The sequence below is a fragment of the Paenibacillus sp. PDC88 genome (assembly GCF_900106725.1).
Classification (GTDB): domain Bacteria; phylum Bacillota; class Bacilli; order Paenibacillales; family Paenibacillaceae; genus Paenibacillus; species Paenibacillus shunpengii.
The window spans coordinates 480,292-492,254 of record NZ_FNNT01000001.1; the positions used below are offsets into that span (position 1 = coordinate 480,292).

At 46.8% G+C, this 11,963-nt stretch carries 9 protein-coding genes; all 9 read right to left on the reverse strand.

Features of this window, described 5'->3' with window-relative positions; translation table 11 throughout:
• Window positions 1–43: 43 nt before the first annotated feature.
• The 9 genes from truB to BLW49_RS02100 all read right to left on the reverse strand — a co-directional run bounded on the left by truB (window position 44) and on the right by BLW49_RS02100 (window position 11,839).
• The gene (truB, locus tag BLW49_RS02060; protein WP_083655687.1) at window positions 44–967 is read right to left on the reverse strand and encodes a tRNA pseudouridine(55) synthase TruB; all 924 of its coding nucleotides are present in this window, start codon (window positions 965–967) and stop codon (window positions 44–46) included.
• Complete coding sequence (locus BLW49_RS02065) at window positions 964–1,941, reverse strand: DHH family phosphoesterase (RefSeq protein WP_090722960.1); 978 nt, start codon at window positions 1,939–1,941, stop codon at window positions 964–966. Before BLW49_RS02065 ends, truB begins: the two co-directional genes overlap by 4 nt.
• Before the next feature lie 21 nt (window positions 1,942–1,962).
• Entirely contained in the window at window positions 1,963–2,316 is a 354-nt protein-coding gene (gene rbfA, locus BLW49_RS02070; protein ID WP_076311111.1) for a 30S ribosome-binding factor RbfA, read from the reverse strand.
• 30 nt (window positions 2,317–2,346) lie between these two features.
• Window positions 2,347–4,983 (reverse strand): translation initiation factor IF-2, encoded by a 2,637-nt coding sequence (infB, locus tag BLW49_RS02075; RefSeq protein ID WP_090722961.1) that lies wholly within the window; start codon window positions 4,981–4,983, stop codon window positions 2,347–2,349.
• Window positions 4,976–5,299, reverse strand: a complete 324-nt coding sequence (locus tag BLW49_RS02080; protein ID WP_152557580.1) for a L7Ae/L30e/S12e/Gadd45 family ribosomal protein — start codon at window positions 5,297–5,299, stop codon at window positions 4,976–4,978. The genes infB and BLW49_RS02080 overlap by 8 nt, the downstream gene beginning before the upstream one ends.
• Window positions 5,292–5,600 (reverse strand): RNase P modulator RnpM, encoded by a 309-nt coding sequence (rnpM, locus tag BLW49_RS02085; protein ID WP_076311114.1) that lies wholly within the window; start codon window positions 5,598–5,600, stop codon window positions 5,292–5,294. Before rnpM ends, BLW49_RS02080 begins: the two co-directional genes overlap by 8 nt.
• A gap of 30 nt (window positions 5,601–5,630) precedes the next feature.
• Entirely contained in the window at window positions 5,631–6,728 is a 1,098-nt protein-coding gene (gene nusA, locus BLW49_RS02090) for a transcription termination factor NusA (RefSeq protein ID WP_047909682.1), read from the reverse strand.
• A 133-nt stretch (window positions 6,729–6,861) separates the two neighbouring features.
• Complete coding sequence (gene rimP, locus BLW49_RS02095; protein WP_047909683.1) at window positions 6,862–7,320, reverse strand: ribosome maturation factor RimP; 459 nt, start codon at window positions 7,318–7,320, stop codon at window positions 6,862–6,864.
• A 202-nt stretch (window positions 7,321–7,522) separates the two neighbouring features.
• Window positions 7,523–11,839, reverse strand: a complete 4,317-nt coding sequence (locus tag BLW49_RS02100) for a PolC-type DNA polymerase III (RefSeq protein ID WP_090722963.1) — start codon at window positions 11,837–11,839, stop codon at window positions 7,523–7,525.
• Between the last annotated feature and the right edge of the window lie 124 nt (window positions 11,840–11,963).

Genomic DNA, 11,963 nt, shown 5'->3' on the forward strand with positions numbered 1-11,963 from the left:
CAATTCCCACGATTTTACAAAAAGCCTATATGAAGATGAAGTATTAAGAAGGCTCTGGCAAAAACACTTTGACAGGTGTAATTATACCTGATTCTGCTGTCCAATCAAAAATCCCTAAAAATTGTTCATTGGCAGAATATAGCCTTAACAACCCTTCTTCATTAATTTTCTGATTTACGAGTGTATCAGACAGCTTTTTTCCCTGAAACACGGAATTTTCATAACCTTCTTCCAAGCGGTAAGCAGGCATGTTCCATATAGATTGGTCGGTTGGAATGAGATAACTGGACAGAGTCCCTTCATTAACACATTGCTCTATCTCCTCAATCTTAAGACAACGACCCACAGGAATTCCCGCCGACATCGTTCTCGTAAGCTCCACCATCGTGGAAGGATAACCCAATGTCTTGCCAATATCCACACATAGTGTACGTATATAAGTACCTTTGGAGCACAGCACACGAAATGATATTTCGGGATAGCCTTCTTTGATCGTAAGCCCTGTCAGCTCCAGCTCATGGATGGTTACTTCACGGCTTTTGCGTTCAACCGTCTTTCCTTGACGAGCCAGCTCATACAGCCTCTTTCCATCTACCTTAACTGCTGAATACATGGGAGGAACCTGAGAAATCTTCCCTACAAATTGCTCCAGGACTTGTTTAACGTCTTCTGAACTAACCTCAACCTGGTCCACTTGATCAGTGATCTCCCCGGTAATATCTTCGGTGTCTGTTGCAATGCCCAATCGAAGTGTTGCCTCATATTCCTTCGGGAGCTCCTGCAAATATTCAACCACTCTTGTCGCTCTACCCAGACACAATGGAAGCACTCCTGTGACCTGAGGGTCAAGTGTACCCGTATGTCCGATCCTCTTCATCTTTAGAATGCCCCGCATCTTCGCTACGACATCGTGTGATGTAAAGCCTGCTGGCTTGTATACCGGAAGCACACCTTCATATCCGTTCATAATTGTGATTTCACCCGTTCTACAACTTGATTCACTGTGTCTTGCCATGGACCTTCCACTCTAGCTCCCGCTGCCCGAACATGTCCGCCGCCGCCAAAGCCTTGGGCCAGAGCAGCTACGTCTACCTTACCCGCTGATCTGAAGCTGACTTTAGCGACCTCATCACTAATGACTTTAAAAAGAATACCGACCTCGACCCCTTGAATATTCCGCGGGTAGTTGACGATTCCTTCAAGATCATCATTTTGAGCACCGCACTCTACCATGTCTTCTGGAGTGACAACGACCCAGGCAATATGTCCATCTTCAGAAATAGATAATGTATTAAGAGCTCTTGTTAGTACTTTCAGCTGGGGCAATGTAATCTCTTCAAGCAGTCGTTCAGCCAGCTCGGGGCCATTGACACCAAGTGCGAGCAGATCAGAAGCGATCTTCATCACCTTCGGACTTGTGCTTGAATATCGAAACCCTCCGGTGTCAGTCAATAGACCCGTGTATGCAGCTGTAGCTGCTTCCTTATCCCAAGCCACACCACAAGCTTCAACAAGATCATATAAAATTTCTGCAGTTGCTGCTGCATCATCCTTAATGATGTTCACTTTACCATAACCGTTGTTCGTTGGATGGTGATCAATATTTAAAATATTCGCCTCATCAGCAAACCAGTGCGTTACTTTGCCTACACGCTCATAATCCGCACAATCCACGCAGATAACATGTTGAAACTGCTTCGGAGGGGATTGCAATGAAGCATTAAGTATTTGGTCCGCATTCCACATATACTGCATGCGCTGTGGTATCGGTCCTTCGTTGATCATCGTGAATTTCTTCCCCAGACATGAGAGAAGCCAGCCCACCATTACGGTGGAGCTGACTGCATCTCCGTCCGGCTGTACATGCGACACGATCAGGTAATCATCATGCAAGAGAAGAAATTCTTTTCCTTGCTCAAGCGCCTGTTCATAAGTCTGCATTGCCGTCTCCTCTATTCATTTTCATTTAGAATCCGGTTTATCAATCTCGGTAAGCAGCTTCTCAATGCGGCTTCCGTAAGCGATGGATTCATCAATCTTGAATATTAACTCGGGAACATGACGAAGTCTAACCCGTTTGCCCAATTCACTGCGAAGAAAACCACTCGCTTTATCCAGAGCCTTCAGGGAATTATGCTTCTGTTCCTCATCACCGAGAACACTCAAATATACTTTGGCTTGGGACAGGTCATTCGTCACTTCGACACCCGTGATGGTTACAAAACCGATACGCGGATCTTTCAGCTCGGATTGGATCAGCAAGCTCAGTTCTTTCTTCACCTGCTCATTAACACGTCCAGTTCTTATTTTAGCCATAGGTGTTCACCTCTCTAGCAAAGGACATTATTATTTACGTTCTACCGTTTCCATTACGAACGCTTCAATAATGTCGCCCTCTTTAATATCGTTGAAATTCTCAATGGTAATACCGCACTCATAACCTTGCGCCACTTCTTTAGCATCATCCTTGAATCGTTTCAGTGTATCTAGTTTGCCCTCAAAGACAACAATTCCATCCCGAATGACGCGAGTTTGAGCTGCACGGGAGATTTTACCGGAAGTAACCATACATCCTGCAATAGTTCCCACTTTACTAATCTTAAAGATATTACGTACTTCGGCATGACCGATGACGCTCTCTTTAAATTCGGGATCCAGCATACCCTTCATAGCCTGCTCGATCTCTTCAATAATGTTATAAATAACGTTGTACAAACGCACGTCGACTTTTTCAGCATCGGCTGTGGATTTCGCTTGAACGTCAGGACGAACATTAAATCCGATAACAATGGCATTGGATGCAGCTGCCAGAATGATATCCGACTCGGTGATTGCACCTGCGCCACTGTGGATAATCTTCACGCGTACACCTTCAACTTCAATCTTCGCCAGAGACCCTTTAAGTGCCTCCACCGAACCTTGAACGTCTCCCTTGATAATCACGTTAAGATCTTTGATTTCTCCGTCCTTAATATGCTTGAACAAGTCGTCCAGCGTTACACGCGTTTGTGTTCCTAGATCGGATTCACGCTGTGTAATTGCACGCTTGTCAGCAATGGAGCGAGCCTTGCGCTCATCTTCAAATACCATAAACGGATCACCCGCAAGAGGTACTTCCTGCAGACCTGTAATTTCAACCGGAGTTGACGGGCCTGCTTCTTTGAGCTTACGGCCTTTATCGTTGACCATCGCACGAACACGTCCGAAGCAGTTACCTGCTACAAACGCATCTCCGACTTTGAGTGTACCGTGTTGAACGAGCAGACGCATTACAGGTCCGCGTCCTTTATCCAGCTCAGCCTCAATAACTGTACCACGTGCACGTTTGTTCGGGTTCGCTTTGTACTCATTCACTTCTGCTACGAGCAGAATCATTTCGAGTAAGTCTTCAATACCCATCTTTTGCTTCGCCGAAACGTTAACAAAGATCGTATCTCCGCCCCACTCTTCTGGAACGAGCTCATAGTTCGTAAGTTCTTGCTTAACACGATCCGGATCTGCACCCGGCTTATCGATCTTGTTGACCGCAACGATAATCGGCAGATTTGCTGCCTTCGCATGGTTGATTGCTTCTACCGTCTGAGGCATAACACCGTCATCCGCTGCAACCACAATGATCGTCATATCTGTAACTTCCGCACCGCGGGCACGCATTGCTGTAAACGCTTCGTGACCCGGAGTATCGAGGAAGGTAATCTTCTTATTGTTTATTTCAACTTGGTATGCACCGATGTGCTGCGTGATACCGCCTGCCTCACCTGCAGTGACACTTGTGGAACGGATCGTATCCAGAAGTGTTGTTTTACCATGGTCAACGTGTCCCATAATCGTAACAACTGGAGGACGAGCTTTCAGATCAGCCGGATCATCGTTTTCTTCAACAGTTTCGAAGCGATCGTCTTCAACCGGGATCTTCACTTCTACTTCGACACCGAATTCACCAGCTAGAAGCAGAATCGTGTCAATATCCAGTTCCTGGTTAATCGTTGCCATAACACCCATCGAGATGAGTTTCTTGATGACTTCAGAAGCATCCTTGTGAAGTAGTTTCGCCGCTTCACCTACAGTCATATTACCGCGAACGATAATTTTCTTCGGTGTGTTGTCGATCTTCTCACGAGGAGGCTGATTAGATTGGTTTCTTCCACGGTTGTTCTTACCACCGCGGTTGTTGCCGCGGTAGTTGCCTCTGCTGTTTCCATCATCAAATCGACGTCCACCGCCACCGCCACCGCCACCGCGGTTGCTATTGTTGCTATTGTTGTTACGGTTTTGACCACCGCGGTTGTTGTTGCCGCCCGCTGAGCTGTTATTGCTTCTGCCTTGGCTGCTGCCTTGGCCACTACCTTGCTGGGAAGAAGGTCTGTTTGCATTTCCGCCTTGTGAAGGACGACCTGCGTTTCCACCTTGTGAAGGACGGCTTGTGTTTCCGCCTTGTGAAGGGCGGCTTGCGCTTCCGCCTTGTGAAGGACGGGTTCCTTGACCTCCACCTGATTGGCCTACACTACCGTTTGATCTGCGGTTATCTTGACCGCTTTGTCGTTGGGATCCACTGTTACTGTTTTGATTTGGTCTATTATTCATACCTACCTGCTTTTCCTGTTGTTTTTTTGGTCTTGAGTTACTGCTCTCAGAAGCATTCCGTGTATTGTTAGACTCGTTGTTTTTCACATCGTTTTGCAAATTCTGTGTGGCACCTCCTTGGAAAGACGGATTAGAACGCTCGGTCGCTCCTTGATCTTCACGAACCGCCGATGTCGCCACCGTCTGAGCGGATGAGCTCTGCTCACGTTTCACTGCAGCTCCCGCTTTTATATTGTTAAAAAATTGTTCTACCTTCGCAACGGAGCCATTCTCCATTACACTCATATGATTGTTAACGGGAATATCCAGCTTCTTAAGAATGGTAATGATTTCTTTGCTGCTCATGTTGAGTGATTTTGCATATTCATAAACTCGCAGTTTGCTATCTTGTTTACTCAATATACTCCACCTCCGACATTGTCAAGGCCTGCTTCGCGATCATTTTGACAAATCCCGGATCCGTTACAGCGAGTACAACACGTTCTGGTTTACCCATGGCGCTGCCAAGTGTTTCTCGATCGAAGCCGATCAGAAGAGGAACGTTGTACGATTTGCACTTGTCACGGAATTTTTTGAGTGTATTAGCTGATGCATCGGCCGCAACAATAACCATTTTCGCTTCGGAAGACCGGATAGCCTTTAGCACAATTTCATCGCCAGAAACTAATTTGCCTGCTCGTGTCGCAAGACCTACATAGGACAGCGCCTTATTCATCTTCAGCACTATCCCTTGCGGCCAAAAATTCATCTTCGGCCTTAATAAAGTCTTGTGCAAGCTGCTCATAGATCTCAGGCTTCACTTGCGACTTGAGCGCCCGATCGAGTGATCTGTTCTTCTGAGCGAGACGGAAGCAAGCTTCCTTACCGCAAAGATAAGCACCACGGCCAGATTTCTTGCCCGTAAGGTCAATCAGCACTTCATCTTCCGGTGTTTTAACAACCCTGATTAACTGTTTCTTCGGCATCATTTCTTGACAAGCCACGCATTTGCGAAGCGGTACTTTGCGTTGTTTCATTCTCTAGACCCCCAATCACTTCAGTACAGCTTAATCGACGGTGATGGAATCCTGATGCATTTCACCAGAAGAGTCTTTTTCTCTGCCAAATTCCTGCTCTGCCTGGCTCTCGCTCTTAATATCAATCTTCCAGCCCGTAAGCTTGGCAGCAAGACGCGCATTCTGACCTTTGATACCAATCGCTAGAGACAGCTGATAGTCCGGAACAATCACTCGAGCCATCTTCTCATTCTCAAACACCTGAACTTCCAGAACCTTAGATGGGCTCAGTGCGTTAGCAACATATTCCTCAACCGATTCCGAGAATTTCACGATATCAATTTTCTCTCCACGCAGCTCGTTAACGATCGTTTGAACACGAGTTCCTCTCGGCCCTACGCAGGATCCCACCGGATCAACCTCTTCATTACGAGAATGAACGGCGATCTTCGAACGGAAGCCTGCTTCGCGTGCAACGGAACGAATCTCAACTACACCATCGAAGATTTCAGGCACTTCAAGTTCAAACAGACGCTTAAGAAGACCAGGGTGTGTGCGGGAAAGCACAATTTGCGGGCCTTTTGTCGTGTTCTCAACCTTAGTAATATAGGCCTTGATCCGATCCCCGTGAACAAATTTCTCGTTCGGCATCAGCTCAGTAAGAGGAAGAACGGCCTCTACCTTGCCGAGGTCGATATAAATGCTGCGTAAATCCTGGCGCTGCACGACACCTGTAACAATGTCCTCTTCTTTGTCAACAAAAGCATTATAGATAAGCCCGCGTTCCGCTTCACGAATACGTTGTGTTACTACCTGCTTAGCTGTTTGAGCTGCAATACGACCGAAATCTCTTGGAGTCACTTCGATCTCTGCTACATCCTCAAGCTGAAAATGCGGGTTAATCTCTCTAGCGGCAGGCAAAGAAATTTCAGTCCGCGGATCGAGCACCTCTTCTACAACCATCTTACGAGCATATACACGGATAACACCGGAATTCCGGTTCATGTCAACACGAACATTTTGCGCAGTATTAAAATTACGCTTGTAGCTCGAAATTAGCGCAGCTTCAATTGCTTCGAACAAAATGTCCTTGCTAATCCCCTTATCCCTTTCCAGTTCATTCATCGCTTCAATAAAATCCATACTCATGAATGTAAATCCCCCTTTCAAACATGTCATCCATAGCGTAAAACGGCGAAGTTCTCTTTATACAGAAACATAAAAGAGAACCTTGCCGTTGCACGCGGGACGAATCTGATCATATCGTGTGTAAATTTAACACTTATAAAACAATGGCCAAACGTGCACTCGCCACTTTTGAATAAGGAACGGCATGCTCTTTTTTACCGGAGGCAATAACCAATTCTTCGTTCTCAAAAGATAACAATTCGCCTTCAAATTCCTTCAGACCGCCTATCGGCTCATATGTAGTGACGTACACATTCTTTCCTACCGCCTTGGCCACGTCGGCAGACTTCTTCAGGGGGCGTTCAGCACCGGGAGAAGAGACTTCTAGAAAATATGCATCAGGGATCGGATCCTTCTTATCCAGCTCAGCGCTTAAAAATTCACTGATCAATCCGCAATCATCCAGATCGATACCACCCTCTTTATCCACGTAAACACGCAGAAAGTAGTTGCTTCCTTCTTTCACGTATTCTACATCTACGAGCTCAAATTCATGCTCATCCAGAAAAGGCTTAATCATTTCTTCCACGGTAGTTTTAATCTTTGTGCTCAAATAAGGTAACCTCCAAGTCAGGTTCGTTCCGGTAAACCGGCAAATTAAAGTGTATACCAAAGAGTAAAGAGTGGGTTTCCCCACTCTTTAAGCAACGGTTTTATCCTCATGATTACCATAAAAATTATAACATAGTCAGACATTAGTGACAAGTATAGTCACTTGACTCACTGTCTCGCCAATAGCAGCCCTTTTTTGCTGACTAAAAGAGTGACAGCTGATTGCTCTCAGGCAGACCACGGAAACAGCCCATTTGTGTGAGCAGCTCCACCGCCGTCTTACTCGCCTTCGATTTCTGCTGGAAATCCTCAATAGACAGAAACTCTCCGTATTCACGTGCTGCTGCAATATTGCGTGCCGCATTGTCACCAATCCCTGCAAGCGCAGAGAACGGAGGAATCAAGGAATCCCCATCGATCGTAAAGCGTGTCGCATCGGAACGATACAGATCAATCATTTTGAAGCTGAATCCCCGTGCTGTCATCTCCAGCGCCATCTCCAGCACGGACAGCATCGATTTCTCCTTGGTCGAAGCCTGGAAGCCAAGCTGCTCAATCTCAACAATCTTCCGAGATATGGCTTCATATCCCTGACATGCCAGTTCAATATCAAAATCTTCAGCACGCACTGAGAAATAGGTTGCGTAATATTCGATCGGATAATACAGCTTGTAGTATGCTGTGCGAACTGCCGATATAACGTAAGCTGACGCATGGGCTTTCGGGAACATGTACTGAATTTTTAGACAGGAATCGATGTACCACTGTGGAACTTTACAGTTCTTCATTTCATCAATCCATTCTTGGCTGAGGCCTTTACCTTTACGTACACTCTCGGTAATTTTGAAGGCTAGTGCAGCATCCATGCCATGCTTATATATCAAGAACAGCATAATATCATCCCGGCAGCCAATTACGGTCTTAATGTTGCAGGTCCCGTTCTTGATCAGCTCCTGAGCATTCCCTAGCCATACGCCTGTTCCGTGGGACAACCCTGAAATTTGCAGAAGGTCAGCAAAAGTGCTTGGCTGGGATTCCTGCAGCATCTGTCTTACGAATTTGGTCCCCATCTCCGGCACACCGTAGGTGGCGACTGGAGTGCGAATCTGTTCTGGAGTCACTCCAAGCGCATCCGTCGAATTGAACATGCTCATAACCTTAGGATCATTCATTGGGATGGTGGTTGGATCAACCCCCGTCAAATCCTGAAGCATCCGCATCATCGTCGGGTCATCATGACCGAGTATATCCAGCTTGAGCAGGTTATCCTCGAAGGCGTGATAGTCGAAGTGCGTTGTTTTCCATTCTGCACTTGTATCATCCGCTGGATACTGCACAGGTGTCACATCTTCCACTTCGATATAGTCTGGTACAACCACAATTCCGCCCGGATGCTGTCCGGTACTCCGCTTCACGCCCGTACATCCTGATGCAAGCCGGTTCAGCTCCGCGCCTCTCCAGGATTTATGATGGGCCTCCTCGTATTTCTTCGCGAAACCAAACGCCGTCTTCTCCGCGACTGTACCGATTGTTCCTGCACGGTATACACTCTTCTCACCGAACATGACCTTTGTAAAATGGTGAGCCTTCGGCTGATACTCACCTGAGAAGTTAAGATCGATATCGGGAACCTTGTCTCCCTTAAAGCCAAGGAACGTTTCAAAAGGAATATCCTGCCCTTCGCCTTTAAACGCAGTACCGCATTCAGGACAATCCTTCGCCGGTAAGTCAAATCCACTTTTCACACTACCATCAAGGAACCATTCACTGTGCTTGCATTCCGGGTTAACACAAATATAATGCGGCGGCAGCGGATTGACCTCGGATATACCAAGGAATGTTGCTACGACAGAGGAACCTACAGACCCCCGAGAGCCTACGAGATATCCATCCTCGTTCGATTTCTTAACCAGCTTCTCTGATATAAGATAGTTGGCTGAGAAACCAAATTTAATAATAGGCTCCAGCTCTTTTTCCAGCCGCTTGACGACGACATCCGGAACTTCCTCGCCATATATCGACTTGGCTGTATCATAGCACTTGCTGCGAATTTCTTCTTCCGCCCCCTCAATAATCGGGGTGAAGAGCTCTTTAGGAAAGAGCTGTATCTCTTCAAAGCGATCCGCAAGCTCACTCGTATTCGTGACGACCACTTCATAAGCTTTATCCTTGCCAAGAAACTCGAATTCCTCCAGCATTTCGTCCGTCGTACGGAAGTGAGCATCGGGCTTGCGCATATCCTTGAGTGGACTAAACCCGGTTATGCCGTGAATCGTAATATCTCTATAAATTTTGTCTCTTGGATCAAGGTAATGGACATTCCCTGTCGCGACGACCGGTTTGCCCAGCTTCTCACCGATCTCGACGACTTTACGAATTGCAATTTTGATCTCGTCCGGCGTTGCTACGAGTCCCTTGTCAACAAGATGCATATACATCGTAATTGGCTGAATCTCCAAAATGTCATAGAACTGCGCGATTTCCTCTGCTTCTTCAACCGATTTATTGAGTACAGCTTCAAAAAACTCACCCTTCTCGCAGCCGGACATGATCAGCAGTCCATCTCGATGAGCCACCAGCTTCGACTTCGGAATTGTTGCAACCCTCTTAAAATGCTCCGTATGGGACAGGCTAACCAGCTTGTACAGATTCTTCTTGCCTGTACCATTGAGTGCATAAATTCCACTATGGAACGGCCTAGCATTCGACAGGTCCTTCCCAACATAATCATTCAGCCGATCCAGCATCGTGATCCCCTTCAGCTGTGCAGCATCATTCAGCAGCCCTGTCAGTATGCCGGCGAGCGCAATCGTATCGTCAATCGCCCGGTGATGATTCTCAAGCGAAACCTTATATTTATCCGCGAGCGTATTCAAGCGGTGATTTTTCATCGTTGGGTGCAGCAATCTTGCGAGCTCGAGCGTATCCAGTACGGGGTTCTCCAGCGGCTCCATTCCGATTGTTTTGAGATTGGCTTGAATAAAGCCGATGTCGAACCTCGCATTGTGCGCCACTAATATACTATCCCCCACAAACTTGACGAAGTCATGCAATACGGGCTCAAGCTCTGGCGCATCCTTGACCATCTCATCGTTAATGTTGGTGAGCTGCTGAATGTTATATGGAATTCGCTCATGAGGATTCACAAAGGTCGCAAATCGGTCGACTTCCTTGTCATCCTGCATTTTTACCGCTGCAATTTCTATGATCTTATTCTGTGTTACCGATAAACCTGTTGTCTCTATATCAAATACAATATATTCGGCTGTCTTCAGCTCCAAAGGCTGTGGCTTCATAACGACCTCGACTGCATCGTTAACGATATTGGCTTCGAGTCCGTATATCATTTTGACGCCGTGCTTTTTGGCTGCCTTGGCTGCCTCCGGATAGACCTGAACACCTCCGTGATCCGTTACAGCGATCGCCTTGTGACCCCATTTGGCTGCTGTTTTGACATACGTATCGATTGAGGTTACCGCATCCATCGTACTCATCTTCGTATGAAGGTGAAATTCGACTCGCTTCTCTGCTGCGTTGTCTTTACGTGTCGGCGGTGCCTGTACCTCGACGAGATCCGACGGAATCATGGCGAGCTCAGGCACTTGCATAAACCGGTCGTATTCCACTCGTCCGCGTACCTTTACCCACTTGCCATTCGCCAGCAGATTCATAATTTTCACATCTTCTTTGGACTTCGCAAATACTTTCATCTGCATGGAATCCGTAAAGTCGGTCAGATAGAACATGTAGAGTGTATTACCGTTGCGGAGTTCTTTTTTGTCCAGACCGAATACGGTTCCTTGTAGCGTAATCTTCTTCTCTTCATCCTGCACTTCCTGGATAGGGACAGCCGGCTCCTTAATCTCATAGCCCATTTGCAGCCTAACGTCGCCCTCTTCTTCCTCTACAGGGGCCATCTCGGCTTCAATCATGCTCATCATGTTCTCAATGACAACACGTTCTTCTTCCCGTTTCTTCTGTTCAAACTTCTCCAGCTCTTCCCGGTTGCTCTCGCCAACCAGCATTTTCACTTTAAGTGGTAGCTTGAAGTAACGATCATAATACGTGGTAATTGCCTGATCAATCTGCTTCTTGCGAGCCAGCTCCAGCGCCATGCCATCACTCATCGTCAGCGTAAGCAGACCCGACTCGACCTCCTGAGTCGCCCGGTTCATCCAGCCATTAACAGATGGAATCTGCTGATGGACCCACTCCAGGAACAGATTCCAATACTCTGTCACGATATCTGCTTCAGATACAGCCGAACCGTAGTTGAAAGTAAATGAAATCTTGGCAATATGACTCATCTTATCTCGAATATGCAGACAGAATGCTTTAAAGACAGGAGCGGGAACCAGTGTATCCTTTGTAATGGTAATGTGCCATTCACGATTCATGCGGCTGATTTCCACCTGGTCGATAAAGCCGTCAATAAAATGAGGCTCCACGATGCCCGCCGGCAAATCAACCTGCTTCATCAGCAGCTCAAACCGTTTTCTTTTCTCATCCGTTCCGTTCAATCTTTCTCCCCCCGTTTCAAACCATAGAACATGAAAAGCTTCTGCACGCAAAAATGGGAACCGATCCGCTAAAAGGCACCGTCTCATTTCGGACAGAAGCTTGTCATTCTCTTACACTTATACG

What these genes read in the sequence shown, in the direction of transcription:
- truB (WP_083655687.1), bottom strand. Translation starts at nt 967, where the DNA reads ATGAACGGATATGAAGGTGTGCTTCCGGTATACAAGCCAGCAGGCTTT.
- BLW49_RS02065 (WP_090722960.1), bottom strand. Translation starts at nt 1,941, where the DNA reads ATGCAGACTTATGAACAGGCGCTTGAGCAAGGAAAAGAATTTCTTCTC.
- rbfA (WP_076311111.1), bottom strand. Translation starts at nt 2,316, where the DNA reads ATGGCTAAAATAAGAACTGGACGTGTTAATGAGCAGGTGAAGAAAGAA.
- BLW49_RS02080 (WP_152557580.1), bottom strand. Translation starts at nt 5,299, where the DNA reads ATGAATAAGGCGCTGTCCTATGTAGGTCTTGCGACACGAGCAGGCAAA.
- rnpM (WP_076311114.1), bottom strand. Translation starts at nt 5,600, where the DNA reads ATGAAACAACGCAAAGTACCGCTTCGCAAATGCGTGGCTTGTCAAGAA.
- nusA (WP_047909682.1), bottom strand. Translation starts at nt 6,728, where the DNA reads ATGAGTATGGATTTTATTGAAGCGATGAATGAACTGGAAAGGGATAAG.